This window comes from Methylicorpusculum sp. (assembly GCF_030651835.1).
GTDB lineage: Bacteria > Pseudomonadota > Gammaproteobacteria > Methylococcales > Methylomonadaceae > Methylicorpusculum.
Genome location: NZ_JAUSBX010000140.1, coordinates 1 through 16,607, shown reverse-complemented (window position 1 = coordinate 16,607; position 16,607 = coordinate 1). Strand labels below are relative to the sequence as shown.

Below are 16,607 nucleotides of genomic sequence, written 5' to 3'. Positions count from 1 at the left end.
GAGGCTTTAATAATTTCTTTGTACAGAGAACTTTGCAAGTGAAATAAGTGCATCTTTAAATGTCGATTCCGGAAGGACATGCAAGGCATCTATGGCTTTTTGAGCTTCCTGTTCTGCGCGCTGTTCGGTATAAGCAATGGCTTTTGTAGCCAGGACCACTGCGTAGACTTCATTAAAGGCATTCCGGTCACCGTTTTTAACCGCATTGATAATGACTTGAGCATCTTGCGGATTGCCGTGTTGAATGGCGTAAATTAAAGGTAAAGTAGGTTTTCCTTCGGCGAGATCATCTCCCAGGTTTTTACCTAACTCTTCTTTGGTTGCTTTGTAATCAAGCGCGTCATCAATCAACTGGAAAGCGATGCCCAAGTGCTGTCCGTAAAGGGCAAGATTGTCTTCGGTAGTTTGATCGGATCCCGACAGCACTGCGCTCAGGCGTGTTGCTGCGCTAAATAATATAGCGGTTTTACGGGCAATGACTTCCAGATATTTTTCTTCTGTAGTTTCAGGATTGTTACAGTTAAGCAGTTGTAGTACTTCGCCTTCGGCAATCGCTGTTGTCGTTTTGGACAGGATTTCCATGACGCGAATACTGTTGGTGCGAACCATCATTTCAAACGCGCTTGAATAAAGATAGTCTCCCACAAGGACGCTCGCGGCATTTCCCCAGACAGCGTTTGCTGATTCCTGGCCGCGACGTAGATCGGATTCATCGACGACATCGTCATGCAGAAGTGTGGCGGTATGTATAAATTCGATGACAGCTGCCAGTATCAAATGATTCTCTGAGACATCACCCAGTGCTTTAGCGGCTAATAATAAGAGCATCGGGCGTAAGCGTTTGCCGCCGTTTCCCACGATGTAATGGCCCATCTGATTGATCAGTATGACATCGGAGCTTAGCTCATTAATGATTAGGCTATCAACTGCTTTAGCTTCATCCACCGTCAGACTTTTTATTGAATTAAAATCTATCGGTGCTTCAGGGGTCGAGCTTGGGATTGATTGTGATGCCATTAGTCAATTAAGTTCATAAATGAATAATTTTTCAGCGTTTAAGCCATAAAAAAGAACCGGCTGTTTAAACGAGTCAAAAATAGTCAGACATGCTATTGAATAAAGTAGTCTGGTGTCAATAGCTGAGTTGTGTTATTTTATGCAGCATAAGTGTGCCAGCAAGTAAGTTTAATACATTGACTGGTTTTGTTTTTAAAAATATAATCTGCGGTTAACTTTTAACAGATTATGCTTGATGGAGCTGACGCCGATGTATGCGGTAATTCAAACAGGTGGAAAACAGTACCGGGTTGAGGAAGGTACTACCTTAAAAATAGAAAAGCTCGAACTGGGTGCGGGTGATAGCATTGAGTTTGACAAAGTATTGATGGTTCAATCTGACGACGCTGTAAAAGTGGGTCAGCCTTATCTTGAGGGCGGCAAAGTTACGGCAACCGTTTTATCGCAAGGCCGGCACAAAAAAGTCAAGATAATCAAATTCAGAAGACGTAAGCACCATATGAAACAAATGGGGCATCGTCAGTATTACACTGAAGTCCAGATCACTGGTATTTCGGCTTAAAAGATAGAGGATAGACTAATGGCTCATAAGAAAGCGGGGGGCAGTACCCGGAACGGACGCGACTCACAGGCAAAAAGACTGGGTGTAAAAATATTTGGTGGTCAGCAAGTGGCGGCAGGCAACATTATTGTGCGTCAGCGTGGTACCAAATTTCATCCTGGAGATAATGTGGGTTGCGGTAAAGATCACACGTTATTTGCAACAGCCGAAGGCAAAGTTGTATTTGCGGTTAAAGGCCCTAACAAACGTAAGTTTGTGAGCGTAGTTGCTGCCTAATTAATACGATTACCTGCTTTTTGCGGGGTATCGGAAAAGATGAAAAGCCTCGCCCAACGGGTGAGGCTTTTTTGTTTATGACAGTTTGGAATTTTTAGATGTGTAGTTTATGAGATTTGTTGACGAGGCTGTCATTCGCGTCGAAGCGGGTGATGGAGGTAATGGTGTTGTAGGGTTTCGTCGAGAAAAATACATACCTAAAGGGGGTCCGGACGGCGGTGATGGCGGTGATGGCGGCAGTGTTTATCTGATTGCTACCGAAAATATCAATACGCTGGTCGATTTTCGATATCAAACAGTGCATAGGGCGCAGCGCGGTCAAAATGGAATGGGCTGCAATTGTACCGGAAGAAAGGGAGAAGATTGCTATGTTGCCGTACCCGTTGGTACCTTGGTTCGGGAAGCTGAAACAGGCGAAATAATGGGTGAGTTGCTAGCGCCGGGTGAGACACTATTAGTTGCTCAGGGTGGTTTTCATGGCTTGGGAAATGCCCGTTTTAAAAGCAGTATAAACCGAACGCCTCAGCAGACGACCAAGGGAACGCCTGGCGAGCATCGGATGCTGGATCTAGAGTTGACTCTGATTGCCGATGTGGGCTTGCTGGGTCTGCCTAACGCCGGTAAATCCAGTTTAATTCGAGCGGTATCGTCTGCTAGGCCTAAAGTCGCTGACTATCCGTTTACGACATTGCATCCCAATTTGGGCGTGGTGAGGGTTGATGATCTGCGCAGTTTTGTTATGGCGGATATCCCGGGTGTGATTGAGGGCGCTTCAGAGGGTGCTGGTTTGGGGTTGCAGTTTTTAAAGCATTTGTCCCGGACCGGATTATTGCTTCACTTGGTTGATGTGGCGCCTTACGAGTCAATGGATTCCCCGGTAGAGTCTGCACGAGTCATTATTAATGAGGTTAAGTCATGGAGCGATGATTTAGCCAATAAGCCGCGCTGGCTGGTACTGAATAAAATCGATTGCCTGGTGCCGGATGAGGTCGAGAGTCATTGTCAGGCAATTGTCGATGAGCTTGAGTGGCAGGGTCCTGTTTTTAAATTATCGGCATTAACCGGTGGCGGTACCTGGGAGTTGATGTACGCCATTATGGAATTTTTAGAACAAAAACGGCAGGTTGTTCGTGAGTAGAAGCGATTTTGCTAAGGCAAAAAGAGTAGTCGTTAAGATTGGAAGTGCGCTGTTGACTGCGGGCGGGCGGGGCTTGAATCGTGATGCTATTGCAGAATGGGTCAGGCAAATGGCCTTATTGAGAGCTTCAGGGGTTGAGGTGATTTTGGTGTCATCTGGCGCGGTGGCCGAAGGTATGTGTCGTCTTGGCTTGAAAGTCCGGCCTAAGACATTGCATGAATTGCAGGCGGCTGCGTCTGTCGGGCAAATGGGTTTGGTGCGAGTATTTGAAAATAATTTTCAGCAGCACGGCTTGAATGCGGCGCAGGTGCTTTTGACGCATGATGATTTGTCGGATAGACAGCGTTATCTGAATGCGCGAAGTACCTTGTTAACCTTGCTACAGTTTGGTGTGGTTCCTGTTATCAATGAAAATGATGCGGTGGCGACGGAAGAAATTCGATTTGGCGATAACGATACCTTAGGCGCGCTCGTCGCTAATCTGGTTGAGGCTGATTTACTAATAATATTGACGGATCAGCAGGGGCTGTTTACCAGTGATCCAAGTTTAAATCCTGCTGCTGAGTTGATTTTCGAAATCAGTGCCGGTGATCCCGGGCTTGAAAACATGGCAGGCGGTAGCCGGAGTGGCTTGGGTAGAGGTGGTATGCTCACCAAGGTTCGTGCAGCAAAACTGGCGTCTCGGTCGGGGGCGGCTACTGTTATTGCGTCAGGTGGCGAGAGCGACGTTATATCGCGTGTTGTTGCCGGAGAGCTGATCGGTACCTATCTGACAGCGGGTGTCGAGCCTCTGTTGGCGAGAAAGCGCTGGTTGGCGGGGCAATTGCAAGTAAAGGGTCAGTTGGTTCTTGATCAGGGCGCTGCCCGGGTTTTAAAAGATGAAGGCAAAAGCTTGCTGGCGGTGGGCGTCAGGTCCGTTTCCGGTAAATTTCAGCGAGGCGAATTGATTTCTTGCGTCAATGAAGCGGGACTGGAAGTTGCGCGAGGACTGGTTAATTACGGTGCTGCCGATGTGCAAAAGATAGTCGGTAAATCCAGTGCGGAATTTGAAGCCATTCTTGGATATGCAGATGAATCCGAGTTGATTCACAGAGACAATATGGTGCTTGTCTAGCTGTTTTTTGCTTCAAAAAATTGAAGCCAGCGGCCGTTCAATAAGCAAATACAAAAGCCGATCTGTTAACTATTTTCGGCTTTTGTATTAAAGTCGATTAGACCAGGCTGCGAATTTTTGCATTGAGTCTGCTTTTGCTGCGTGAGGCTTTGTTCTTGTGAATCAAACCTTTGTTGACAGCTGAGTCAATGACAGGAACTGCCGTTTTGAAAGCTTCTTGTGCTTGATCTTTATTGCCGGCATTCACCGCGGCCAAGACTTTCTTAATGAAAGTACGTAGGTTGCTTCTTTGACCTGCATTGCGGGTGCGGTTTTTTTCTGCTTGTTTTGCACGCTTCTTCGCTTGAGCTGTATTAGCCATAGTGTATCGATTCTTTAAAAAGTTGGTTAGTAAAAAGACTGAATAGTATCTGGTAGAATATCGGTTTTGTCAAATTTCAAAATATTTTGGGAGCTTTGTTGAGTAAGGAAATTCTTAAATCCACTTTCACCGTCAGTGGCATGACTTTTTTTTCCCGGGTTTTGGGGTTCATAAGAGATATGCTGATTGCCCGTTATTTCGGTGTTGATTCGGCAACCGATGCCTTTTTTGTCGCATTCAAGATACCCAATTTTTTGCGCCGGTTATTTGTCGAAGGCGCCTTTGCTCATGCCTTTGTGCCGACGATTACCGGGTATGATCAAGATGAAAATCAAGCAAGTCTCAAGCTTTTTCTGAACAAGGCTGCCGGAACATTAGCGGTGTTAATGATGGCAGGCACTCTTGCAGGCATGCTCGCCGCGCCTCTTCTGGTCTTATTATTCGCACCGGGATTTCTGTGGGAGCCGCGACAATATGAATTGTCGGTGCAAATGCTGCAGATCACGATGCCTTATCTGTTTTTCATTTCATCGGTGGCTTTTGCCGGGGGGATTCTCAATACCTTTGGCAAATTTGGCATTCCGGCATTGACGCCGGCTATTTTGAATGTGGCGATGATAGCTGCAGCCATGTTTTTGGCTCCGCTACTGAACGAACCTATAGTGGCTTTAGCCTGGGGTGTATTTTTGGGGGGCGCGCTGCAGTTGCTGATTCAGTTTCCAGAATTGGCCCGATTGAGATTGCTGCCACGCCTGCAGTTTGACCTGAAAGACCCGGAGGTCAATCGGGTTATAAAAATGATGGGGCCAGCCCTATTTGGCGTATCGGTTACCCAAATTAATCTGTTGCTGGATACCTTTGTGGCTTCTTTTTTGGTGACCGGCAGTGTTTCCTGGCTTTACTACTCGGATAGGCTCGTGGAATTCCCGCTGGGTATACTGGGCGTTGCATTGGCTACCGTCATTTTGCCTAAGTTGGCAAGAAACCATGCAGCCAGTGAGTATCAGGCTTTTTCCAAAACCCTGGATTGGGGCTTGCGCGGCTTATTGATAGTGGGGCTGCCCAGCATGATAGGTTTGATGATGCTGGCAGAGCCCATTCTTTACACCTTATTCCAGTATGATGAATTTAACGCCGATGATGTGCGTCAGGCTTGTTCCAGTCTGCGGGGTTATTCGTCAGGCTTGCTGGGGTTCATGTTAATCAAACTGTTGGTGCCGGCCTTCACTTCGCGCAAGGATGTGATGACGCCTATGCGCTATGGATTGTATGCGTTGGCGGCAAACTTTATTCTCAACTTGATTCTGGTTTTTCCTTTTGCGCATGGTGGACTGGCCTATGCCACGTCAATTGCAGCCTATCTTAATGCCGGCCTGCTGCTCGCCGCCTTGATCAGGGGGGGATTTTATAAACCGGAAAAACAATGGGGATCATTTTTTATTCGCCTGATTGCGGCCAATAGTCTGATGGTTCTTGTATTGATCGCGGTTATGAATCCGCTTGTATGGCTGGAATGGGGAGTTGCGGAGAGAAGCTTGGGATTATTGGGCAGTATTGTTATGGCAGCAGTATTTTATTTGCTGGCTTTATATTTGCTGGGATTTAGGTTGAAGCAGGTGTTAAAGCCCTCCAATTGATGAATTTGATTCTTGGCTTCAGAGGCCGGAATGCCGCTCCTTAATTATTAAAAAGCGGCCTTAATTCCCAGTTTGAGAATAAAAAAGCTTACGCTACCCCAAGGCGGCATACAAAGTTCAAACTGGGAATTGCTGGATCAGGCGGCCAAACTTTCCATGCCGGATTCGAGCATCAGAAGTTCAGGGAGCTTTTCTGTCATGAACGTTTCCGATAAGCCGATTTTTGCTGCAACTTCGGAGGGAAAGGTTTTGAGTACCTCTTCCATGCTTAAGCTGCTTTGTTGGCAATAACTTAAATAACGGGCAATATGAACAACGCAAGCCTGATGGGAGCTGTTTGCGGTTTTTAGCGGTTCCCCACAGTGAGCGACCGCATCAATCAACTCAGGTGAAAAATGCCAGCGGCGGCATAACTCAGCGCAAACATCCTCGCTGGTAAAGCCCAGTCTGCGCGTCTCTATGGACGAACGGGTATTTCCAGCTTTGACATGCTGATCGATTTCATTGGCTTCCTTGGGGGCTCCCATGTGAATCAGAATGTTACCCAAATCGCTGATTAATCCGGCCGTAAACGCCAGATCAGCATCGATTTTGAGTTCCTTGGCCAGTCCTTTGGCATAGGTTGCGGTACGGAAGCTATTTTCCCAAAAATGGGTAAGGTTGAAATTCTCAATTTTGGGAATCGAGTTAACCAGGCCGGAGGCGATAACCAGTGTGCGGAGCTGGTTCATGCCTAGCATCACGATAGCATCCTGAATAGTGCCGACTTTCTTTGACAAGCCAAAATGAGCCGAGTTAACCAGTCTTAGCACCTTCAGCGATATCATTTGCTCTTTCTCGATATTCTTGGCGATCGCGTTGAAATCAACTTTCGGGTCATTAAATTGCACGATGAGCGTTCTGACAACATCAGGAACTTGGGGGATTTTATGAATTTGATCAAACAACTGGTTCATAGGCATTAGCATTTTGGGGTCTCTTTTTAATGCGGAATTAAGTTGTGTTCAGTTTAGTAGAAGCCGAAAAAAATAAAGTCGCGACAAAAAATATTTTTTAGCCGGTGTATGTAAGTTTGGGCGTCAGCCAGCAAATTGCTGCGCAAAAGCCGGTTTTTCAAAAGCTAAATGTACGCCTCCTTGCAGAGATAAAGACGTTGAGCGTTAATAATAAATGACCTTTTATCAGCAAGTTACAAATAAAATTATGCTGAATTAAGGTTATGATAAAATCTCAGCCCTTCGCGATAGCCGGAAAATTGCGGTTCGGCGCGATAATGAGCGAAAGTCCTGAAACGATTCGGGGCTTTTGGAACGGGACGAAACTGATTCGTGCTGCTGTTTTGCCGGGCAGGATTCGTTTTAACCTTTAACCTCACAGCACAGATTTCTCATGAACAAACCAAAAAAAGTCGCCATTCTTACTGCGGGTGGATTAGCCCCTTGCTTAAACTCAGCCATTGGCAGCCTCATAGAGCGTTACACTGAAATTGATCCCTCTATTGAAATCATTTGTTACCGTAGCGGATACAAAGGGTTACTGTTGGGCGATTTTTATACCGTGACACCTGAAATTCGTGAAAAAGCGGGTTTATTGCATCGTTTTGGCGGGTCTCTGATCGGTAACAGTCGCGTCAAACTGACCAATGTTAAAGATTGTGTCAAACGCGGATTGGTGAAAGAAGGTGAAAATCCCCAAAAAGTGGCTGCCGACCAACTGGTCAAAGACGGTGTGGATGTGCTTCACACTATCGGTGGCGACGATACCAATACGGCTGCTGCAGATTTGGCGGCATTTCTTGCCAGCAACAATTACGGTTTGACCGTCATCGGATTGCCAAAAACTATCGATAACGATGTTTTTCCCATTAAACAATCCCTAGGCGCATGGACCGCAGCGGAACAAGGCGCGCACTATTTCTGGAATGTAGTGGCCGAAAACAATGCGAATCCGCGCATGTTGATTGTGCATGAAGTGATGGGGCGTAGTTGCGGCTGGTTAACGGCGGCAACCGCAGTGGAATACCGCAAATTACTGGATCGGGCCGAATGGTTACCTGAATTGGGCCTGGATCGTAATGCTTTTGAAGTGCACGCTATATTCATCCCGGAAATGGCTATCGATATTGCCGCCGAAGCCAAGCGCTTGAGCGCGGTTATGGACAAAACGGATTGCGTTAACATTTTTGTGTCTGAAGGTGCAGGCGTTGAATCCATTGTTGCCGAAATGCAGGCGAAAGGTCAGGAAGTCCCGCGCGATGCGTTTGGTCACGTAAAATTGGATGCGGTCAATCCGGGCAAATGGTTTGGTGAACAATTCGCCCAAATGCTCGGTGCTGAAAAAACACTGGTGCAAAAATCAGGTTATTTTGCCCGCGCCGCCGCATCGAATGTCGAAGATATTCGTTTGATCAAATCGTGTGCGGATTTGGCGGTAGAGTGCGCATTACGCCGAGAATCGGGTGTTATCGGACATGATGAAGATAAGGGCAATGTGCTGCGCGCCATTGAATTCCCTCGTATCAAAGGCGGCAAACCGTTCGATATTGAGGCTTCCTGGTTTACGCAAATACTGGCTGAGATCGGACAAACCAAGGGAACTAAAGTCGACACGACTCATTAATCGTTTAGGCTTTTATAGATCCAGGGATGGATTTTTTAGTCAATCTCAAAGTTTGTAGTGTTCAGCAACTGGCGTAGACGCTATCACTTGGTAAATTAGTGCTGAGAATGTTTGAATGGCAACTGGATCGGCTGCTTCATGGCCGGGTATTGTTGATGAGCAATAATTTAAAACAATGAGTAATTTTATGAAAAAACTAGGTTTCTTGATTCTGACCCTGACGTCATTGGCAGCATATGCGGATGATCCCAAAAATGACTGGCATAACACGACTTTAACTGAAGAAACGATCAAAAAGATCCAAGAAGCAAAATACCAATACAACAAATGTGTTGTTGATGAGCTGAAAAGTCCCGCTTATGTCAAGCAGGAGGTTCGTGGCGCCACGGAAGTCATCATAAAAAAATGTGAGCCTTCATTGGCCTTGATGCGTCAGGTCTATACCGAACAAAAAGTGCCCGAAGTGATTGCCGACCGGCATTTGAAGCAAATGCGCATAGAGACAACACGCAATGTTCTCAAGCAAATGATGTTCGCGGATGCCATTAGACAGTCCGGACAGAATCCTTAATCAAACAGCGCTGATAAATAATGATTGCCGGAATCTTAGGCGCTTTCAGTCAAATTGCCTGGAATTCGGAAGAGGTAGTTTGTGGCGGAGGTGTTGAATTATTGCTTTTTGCTCTTATATCTTTGGAAAGAGCTGCGGATTTTGCCGCAATGTGATAATAAATTCGTTGGCACTGCCTGTTATGGATTTCAGCGGAACGAGGCTGGATAATACATTACTCGCTGTGCCCTTTTTGAACAAAGCGTATGCTAGGCGGATACAGGTGAAAATTTAGATCGTTTAGAGGATTACTGAAGACATTATCCGTCGTGCTCCAGCAAAACGGTGGGATGACGTTACTTTTAATTTACTTACCCAAGAGAAATTATGAATTACTCCATTGACCTGACCCTTAAGCCTACAACTTTTGATTTGTGGCATGTATGTTTGGCCGGTACCGTTGTTTTGTTGGGGTTGATATTGATTGTTGTCCTATTGGCAGGACTTGTCAGTGTTGCCCGAGGTAAAAAGAAGTTGATAGTGGAAACGCTAAAACAGTCTGCTTTACTGGTACCGCCTAAAGCACCGGAACCTGAAGTTAAAATCGTTGAGAAAATTGTTGAAGTTGAAAAAATTGTTCAAGCTCCGGCCCCTGAACCGATTGTTCTCAAAGAAGCCACGCCCGATGCGGCTCTGCAGTTGTTAAATCTGTTGCAAAAAGAAGCGCGTTTTATTGATTTTGTTATGGAAAACATAACCGCTTACAGCGATGCCGATATTGGGGTTGCAGCCCGTGTGGTCCATGAAGGGTGTACCAAAGTGATGGAAGAGCATTTTAAGCTGGCCGTCATTCATGAAGGCCAGGAAGGAGCAACCGTTACGTTACCGAAAGGCTTCGATGCATCGTCAATACGTTTGATCGGCAATATTGTTGGCGAAGCGCCTTTTACCGGCGTCCTGGTTCATAAAGGCTGGCAGGTTACCGATATGAATCTGCCAAAATTGACGTCGGGTCATAACGTTAAAATACTGGCACCGGCTGAGGTTGAATTATGAGTAATTTGTTTGGTCATTCCGGCTCGAATAATGGCGGGGAAGGGCACGGACAGAATACTTCAGAGCCTGAGAGTTCAGGCAATGCGACGGATAACACGCCTGATACCGAAACCGGAAACAGTGATCAGTCCCAGACTGGCAATACGTCTGGCCCCCACTATTCAGTGGGTATTGATTTAGGCACCACACATTGCGTACTTTCGTATGTCGATTTAAGTACATCTGATGAAGACAGTTATCATCAGGATGTGATGGCTATACCGCAACTAAGCTCACCAGGAACGGTTGAGGATTTGTTACAACTGCCTTCGTTTTTATATCAGGCCCACGCTTTAGAATTGGCTGAAGGGGCAACTTCATTGCCGTGGACAGCAAAACCTCCTTTTTTAGTCGGTGAAATTGCCCGGAATTTAGGCAGCAAAACGCCTATTCGCCTGGTATCCAGCGCCAAAAGCTGGCTATGTCATGCCGGTGTCGATTGTAAAGCCGCCATTCTTCCCGCCGAAGCGCCGGAAGAAGTTGAACGGGTCTCGCCTTTTCAGGCGACTGTTGCCTATCTTCAGCATATTCGCGATGCCTGGGCCAATAAACATCCCGGTGAACCGTTATCGGAACAGGATGTCACGATTACCGTGCCGGCATCATTCGATCCGGCCGCGCGCGAATTGACAGTGGAAGCGGCCCGCTCAGTCGGGCTTGAGAAAGCCATTTTACTGGAAGAACCGCAATCAGCTTTGTATAGCTGGATTGAAAAAAGCCAGGGCGAGTGGCGCAAGCAAGTCCAGATCGGCGATATCATTCTAGTGATTGATATCGGAGGCGGCACGACCGACTTGTCTTTGATTGCCGTAACGCAACAAGACGGTAATCTCGAACTAACCCGGGTTGCGGTGGGCGATCACATCCTTTTGGGTGGAGATAATATGGATTTGGCTTTGGCTTACACCGTAAAAGCCAAGCTGGAGCAGGATGGACGGCGTCTGGAAGCGTGGCAAATTCAAGCGCTGATGCATGGATGCCGTGAGGCCAAGGAAAAAATCTTCAGCCAGACTGAATTGGATACCATCCCTTTGGTCGTGCCCAATCGCGGTTCTTCATTGATAGGCGGTGCGTTGCGTACCGAATTAACCCGGGAAGAAGTTGAGCGCGTTTTAGTCGAAGGCTTTTTACCTCGCGTTGCCTCTGCAGACAGGCCTATCGTTCGCCCCCGCAGTGGTCTCAGAACCGCCGGATTACCGTACGCACAAGATGCCGCCATCACCCGCCACTTGGCTGCCTTTTTAGCGAAACAACTCAGCTCAACGGATGAACTTAGCGATGTGAAGCTGCCTGAACATGCCACCTTTATCCATCCTTCGGCCGTTTTATTCAACGGGGGGGTCTTAAAGGCCGAAGCGTTGGCCGGCCGGCTGATGGAGGTATTAAACAGCTGGCTTACTGCAGAACAAGCACCGGAAGCGCGCTTGTTGGAAGGCGCCGATCTGGATTTGGCTGTAGCGCGAGGCGCCGCCTATTATGGCTTTGTCCGAAAAGGCAAAGGCGTAAGAATCAAAGGCGGTACCGCAGCATCCTACTATGTCGGCATCGAAAGCGCGATGCCTGCCGTACCGGGTATGCCGCCCGAAATCGAAGCCTTATGCATTGCCCCGTTCGGGATGGAAGAAGGAACTGAAGCGGTTTTACCGGATGATGAGTTCGGGCTGGTCATCGGCGAGCCGGTACGTTTCCGGTTTTTCAGTTCGAATAACCGTCGAGAGGATAAAGCGGGCGACCGACTGGAGTATTGGACCGGCGACGAACTGGATGAGTTGGACGAGATAGAAATCACCTTGCCCGAAGAAGGCCGAAAAGCCGGAGAAGTGGTGCCTGTGCATCTGACTTCAGCGGTGACCGAAGTAGGCACTTTGGAGCTTCATGCCGTTTCGAGACAGGACGGCAAACGCTGGAAAGTCGAGTTTGAGGTCAGGGCCGGCGAAGAAAGTTAATTAAAAAAGCTTACCCAGTGCAAGGATGCATACCAAAATTTCGCTAATCCGGTCGTCTGCACCGTTTTATCACTTCCTTGCCCTGATTATATAGTTCATCGTGCAAACACCCAATCCCCGTTATCTTGTTGGCATAGACCTTGGTACCACGCATACCGTGGTTGCTTATACTCCTGCCGATCAGCTAGGCGCTGAGATAAAAATATTCCTCATCGAGCAGTTGGTGGCACCCGGTGAAGTCGCTGCCCGTCCTTTGCTGCCTTCAGTTCGGTATCATCCAGCCGAAGGCGAGCTTTCCGATGCAGATCTCGCGTTTTTACCGACTCAAGACAAATCAGTGATGGGAGAAGCGGCTCGAGTTTTGGGCGCTAAAACGCAAGGTCGCTTCGTTACCAGCGCTAAAAGCTGGTTGTCCCACCCATCTGTGGATCATACGGCCGATATTCTGCCTTGGGGCAGCAGTGAAGACGTGGCCAAGGTATCACCCTTAGCCGCCAGTGCCGGATATCTGGATCATATTCGAATGGTCTGGCGACATCAATTTCCAAACGCTCCGCTTGAAGAACAGGACATTGTGATTACGGTTCCGGCGTCATTTGATGAAGGCGCCAGGTCATTAACCGTGGAAGCGGCCAAAATCGCCGGTCTTAACCGCGTAAAATTGCTGGAAGAGCCGCAAGCAGTGTGTTACGACTGGTTGCAACGTCATGCTGGCAGTATCAATCAGCAATTGGCCGATGTGCACTTATTACTGGTTTGCGATGTGGGCGGCGGAACCACCGATTTAACCTTGATTAAAGTTGAACCGGGAGTGCCTGAGCCCAAATTGACGCGTATCGGTGTCGGCGATCATTTGATGCTGGGTGGGGATAATATCGATTTGGCCCTTGCGCATCTGGCTGAGCAACGTCTTATTTCAGAGACCAGACGCTTGTCTGCGGCTGATTTGTCTCAGTTGATCGAACAATGCCGCATTGTGAAAGAAAAATTATTGGCTCAAGATGCTCCTGAACAGCTTTCCGTTACCTTGCTGGGTGGCGGCTCACGCTTGATAGGCAGTGCCCGGTCGGTAGTGCTGACCCGCGATGAAGTCAGATCGATTGCGTTGGACGGCTTTTTTCCGTTGTCGCAATTAAACGAGTTGCCCGATCGTAAACGCAGCGGCGTGGTTGAGTTCGGATTGCCTTATGCAGCGGAACCGGCAATCAGTAAACATATCGCCGCGTTTTTGAAGTTACACAGTCAGGCCGCGTTGGATGCCATGCAAGGCGAGGGAATAGTGCCCGATGCTTTGCTGCTTAATGGCGGAGTCTTCAGAAGCGAGCCCATTACGCGCCGTGTGCAGGACTTGATGACGGCCTGGCGAGGCAAGGCGCCTAAATTGCTGGATAACCGTCATCCGGAATTAGCCGTAGCAATAGGGGCGGTCAGCTATGCCTTAGCCCGGCGCAACAAACAGGTACGCATCGGCGGCGGGGCCGCACGCAGTTATTTTTTGGCGGTGGATACCGATGGCGATTGTCAGCAAGGCGTTTGCATTCTTCCGCGCGGCTGCGAGGAAGGGCATGAAATTGTATTGCAAGACCGGCAGTTTGGCTTGCGTTTGGGACAGCCCGTGCGATTCCATCTGGTTTCGACAACCGGAGATGCAGAATTCAAACCGGGTGAAATTGCCACAATCACCGATGACCGGTTTCAAAATTTACCCCCTTTGGCGGTGGCTTTGGCAGCCAGCGGGCCATCTTCTTCAGAGCAGGAGATTGTAAAGTTAGCTGTCACACTGACAGAAATCGGCACGCTGAAAATTCAGTGCGTATCGGTCAAAGATTCCAATCAACGTTGGGATGTCGAATTCCAAATCAGGCGGAAAAATAACCTGAGCACGGCAGATCAAGCCATTTTACCGCCACAGTTCAATAAAGCGATTGAACTGGTCCAGACTGTTTTCGGTTCACGGTCCAAAGACGTCAATCCAAAAGCGGTCAAAAGCCTACGCGCTGATCTTGAAAAACTGCTGGGTTCGGCGCGCAGCGAATGGGAAACCCCCTTGCTGAGAGGCTTGTATGCTGCGTTGCTTGACGGCATGAAATACCGAAAACGATCGGAAAACCACGAGCGGGTCTGGTTGAGCCTGACCGGTTATTGTCTTCGCCCGGGTCTGGGGTATCCGCTGGATGACTGGCGTGTTGATCGGTTATGGAAAATCTATGATCAAGGTATTCAATTTGTTAATGAAACGCAGAATTGGAGCGAATGGTGGACTTTGTGGCGGCGGGTTGCCGGTGGTTTGAATGTTGCCGCACAGGAAAGGATCAGTGACGATATCGGCAAATTTTTAAATCCAGCTTCTGCTCGCCAGCCGGTAGTTGCCAGGCAAATGAAAACACGGAGTTACGACGATATGGTCAGGCTGGCTGCCGTGCTGGAAAAGTTGCCGGTGCCCAAGAAAATCCAGCTGGGCGAGTGGTTGTTAAATCGTTTGAGTAAACCCGGAGAGTCGGAGCAAAGCTGGTGGGCGTTAGGCCGTATCGGTGCCCGCATGCCTTTTTACGGCAGCAGTCATGCAATCATTGCTCCTAAACTGGCCTCTGAATGGCTGCAGCAAGTCATGCAAGCCGATTGGAAGAAAATACCTCAGGCCGGATTTGCGGCAACGTTAATTGCGCGTATGAGCGGCGATCGCACCCGGGATATCGACGAAAAGCTCAGGATAGACATTATCGAACAATTAAAACAGGCCAAAGCGCCTGCGTCTTGGATAGAGATGGTCGAAACGCACAAGCAACTGGATGAAAAAGAAGAAAAGCAAATCTTCGGCGAAGCCTTGCCGCCCGGTTTGAAACTGATTCAGTAGTCATTGCCCTGAAAGCGAGAGGTAGGGTGGTTTCGAGTAACGAAGTGAAGCAAACCGCCATGAGGGAGGGCAATCCCCAAATCAAGCTGTCATGGTGTATTGCCTATCGGCGAATACACCTTACGGGTTCCGCCGCCTTACGCTGGCTGGGTCGGTTGGTGAAGTACGTTAGGCATGTTTTAGTAGCCCGGCTATGGCAAAAAATCCGATAGCTACCACAATGCAACTAAGAACGACTCCAATCTTTGCCAACATAGCCCATACATTAGGGCCTTGATACTTATCCGATGCTCGCCAAATACCCATGTTTACAGGTATTTGGTATGCAGTAAAAATGATCATAAATGTTACTAGCGCAGAAATTGACGTAATAACTTTTACAAGAATGTTGGTGATAATAAAACTGACCAAAACACCATAAAGCCAATAAGTTTTAGCAAGACCAAAATCTCCATTAGCTAGTTTCGAGAAGAATCCACCTGTACTTGGCTGTATGGACTGAGTGGTTTGTTCGACCTCTGAATAATGCACAAACCACCGGTCATTCATAATTCGACCTTGATAAAATCCATCTCGAATCATAGCAATCGCTTTTTCGGTTGTTATCCCTTTGAATTCGGCAAACTCCTCGATTGGAATATATTCCTCCTTGGAATGTGATGTCTTTTGTCTGGGTGATATGTTCTTGACTATATCTGCTTTCCCAACTTCATTTCTACTCACGTACCATTGATTATCCTTAATATAGCCTATATAAAACCCATCTCTAATCATATCTAGGACCTTATATGGGGGAATAGACTTGATTCTAGAAAATTCCGATAAAGGCATATACTTCAAGTCGAACTCGTTAACAGTCTTCTTGGTAAAAACAGGGTTTCTTTCTTTTTTTGAAGTTTTAAGTTGTTCAACCCGTAATTTTATGTACTTATACTTTGCTTTATCCGAATCACCTTCAGATAAGGCCATAACCTTCGCCCAAAGCGCCGCGCTCTTGTTCTCTCCCTCAACTTCGCAGGTTGCCTCAAGATATAACTCTTCATCATTCATTCAATGTACACCTTATTTGTGAATACGTGGTCGTAAGGGGCTGCTTAACCTAACTTCGTCACCTAAAAACGCAATTTCCTGCTATTTCAATCAGTTAAAAATTTTATCCGCTGTCGGTTGGCACTACGGATTTTTTGCAGTTCACGATGGTTTTACGTTTGCCTAGCGGATCGGGTTTGATACCTAATGCGGCGTAAATTTGTTGCTGCTGAACTTCGGCGCGTGTCGTGGTGCGCAGATAGATGATGGTCTGTTCGTCGGTGGGCAAAATGAGCGTGACCCGTTGTTGAGTGGCCATCAGGGTGCGAATGCGGTCCCAGCTCAAATGGATGCCCTGACGCTTGAGTTGATGGCGCAGGGTGTGCACCAAGTGATAGGCCAGCAGGGT

The 16,607-nt window shown here is 47.7% G+C and carries 15 protein-coding genes; 10 read left to right on the top strand and 5 right to left on the bottom strand.

The genetic code is table 11. From position 1 onward, the window contains the following. Positions 1–6 precede the first annotated feature (6 nt). Positions 7–1,017: an octaprenyl diphosphate synthase gene (gene ispB, locus Q7V32_RS18105; RefSeq protein ID WP_304898384.1), complete on the bottom strand. Its 1,011-nt coding sequence runs from the start codon at positions 1,015–1,017 to the stop codon at positions 7–9. Positions 1,018–1,267: 250 nt separating this feature from the next. Here ispB and rplU point away from each other — a divergent pair, with 250 nt between their 5' ends. The 4 genes from rplU to proB all read left to right on the top strand — a co-directional run bounded on the left by rplU (position 1,268) and on the right by proB (position 4,107). Continuing rightward, positions 1,268–1,579, top strand: coding sequence for a 50S ribosomal protein L21 (rplU, locus tag Q7V32_RS18100; protein WP_159655629.1), 312 nt, complete (start codon positions 1,268–1,270; stop codon positions 1,577–1,579). Positions 1,580–1,597: 18 nt separating this feature from the next. Then, positions 1,598–1,855, top strand: coding sequence for a 50S ribosomal protein L27 (gene rpmA, locus Q7V32_RS18095; protein ID WP_304898383.1), 258 nt, complete (start codon positions 1,598–1,600; stop codon positions 1,853–1,855). A 109-nt stretch (positions 1,856–1,964) separates the two neighbouring features. Next, a complete protein-coding gene (gene cgtA, locus Q7V32_RS18090; protein ID WP_304898382.1) occupies positions 1,965–2,993 on the top strand; it encodes an Obg family GTPase CgtA in 1,029 nt (342 codons plus the stop codon). Next, on the top strand, positions 2,986–4,107 hold the full coding sequence (gene proB, locus Q7V32_RS18085; protein ID WP_304898381.1) for a glutamate 5-kinase: 1,122 nt from the start codon (positions 2,986–2,988) through the stop codon (positions 4,105–4,107). Before cgtA ends, proB begins: the two co-directional genes overlap by 8 nt. 97 nt (positions 4,108–4,204) lie before the next feature. On the opposite strand, the gene rpsT is transcribed toward proB, so the two are convergent. Then, positions 4,205–4,468 (bottom strand): 30S ribosomal protein S20, encoded by a 264-nt coding sequence (gene rpsT / locus Q7V32_RS18080; protein WP_159655573.1) that lies wholly within the window; start codon positions 4,466–4,468, stop codon positions 4,205–4,207. Positions 4,469–4,566: 98 nt separating this feature from the next. On the opposite strand from rpsT, the gene murJ reads away from it, so the two are divergent. Further along, positions 4,567–6,105 carry a murein biosynthesis integral membrane protein MurJ gene (gene murJ, locus Q7V32_RS18075; protein WP_304898380.1) on the top strand — a complete coding sequence of 513 codons (1,539 nt, stop codon included), beginning with the start codon at positions 4,567–4,569 and terminating at the stop codon, positions 6,103–6,105. A gap of 137 nt (positions 6,106–6,242) precedes the next feature. Here murJ and Q7V32_RS18070 read toward each other — a convergent pair whose 3' ends face one another. Further along, positions 6,243–7,073 carry an HDOD domain-containing protein gene (locus Q7V32_RS18070; RefSeq protein ID WP_304898379.1) on the bottom strand — a complete coding sequence of 277 codons (831 nt, stop codon included), beginning with the start codon at positions 7,071–7,073 and terminating at the stop codon, positions 6,243–6,245. A 421-nt stretch (positions 7,074–7,494) separates the two neighbouring features. Here Q7V32_RS18070 and Q7V32_RS18065 point away from each other — a divergent pair, with 421 nt between their 5' ends. From Q7V32_RS18065 to Q7V32_RS18045, 5 genes are all read left to right on the top strand, one after another. Beyond that, complete coding sequence (locus Q7V32_RS18065; RefSeq protein ID WP_304898378.1) at positions 7,495–8,724, top strand: pyrophosphate--fructose-6-phosphate 1-phosphotransferase; 1,230 nt, start codon at positions 7,495–7,497, stop codon at positions 8,722–8,724. Positions 8,725–8,911: 187 nt separating this feature from the next. Further along, positions 8,912–9,295, top strand: coding sequence for a hypothetical protein (locus tag Q7V32_RS18060; RefSeq protein WP_304898377.1), 384 nt, complete (start codon positions 8,912–8,914; stop codon positions 9,293–9,295). 366 nt (positions 9,296–9,661) lie between these two features. Then, on the top strand, positions 9,662–10,330 hold the full coding sequence (locus Q7V32_RS18055) for a DUF2760 domain-containing protein (RefSeq protein ID WP_304898376.1): 669 nt from the start codon (positions 9,662–9,664) through the stop codon (positions 10,328–10,330). Continuing rightward, complete coding sequence (locus tag Q7V32_RS18050) at positions 10,327–12,315, top strand: Hsp70 family protein (RefSeq protein WP_304898375.1); 1,989 nt, start codon at positions 10,327–10,329, stop codon at positions 12,313–12,315. The genes Q7V32_RS18055 and Q7V32_RS18050 overlap by 4 nt, the downstream gene beginning before the upstream one ends. Positions 12,316–12,415: 100 nt before the next feature. Continuing rightward, a complete protein-coding gene (locus Q7V32_RS18045) occupies positions 12,416–15,169 on the top strand; it encodes an Hsp70 family protein (RefSeq protein ID WP_304898374.1) in 2,754 nt (917 codons plus the stop codon). Between the two features lie 168 nt (positions 15,170–15,337). Here the strand turns inward: Q7V32_RS18045 and Q7V32_RS18040 are convergent, their stop codons facing one another. Continuing rightward, a complete protein-coding gene (locus Q7V32_RS18040; protein ID WP_304898373.1) occupies positions 15,338–16,219 on the bottom strand; it encodes a hypothetical protein in 882 nt (293 codons plus the stop codon). Between the two features lie 103 nt (positions 16,220–16,322). Beyond that, the coding region (locus tag Q7V32_RS18035) for a hypothetical protein (RefSeq protein ID WP_304898372.1) at positions 16,323–16,607 on the bottom strand (285 nt) is incomplete at its 5' end.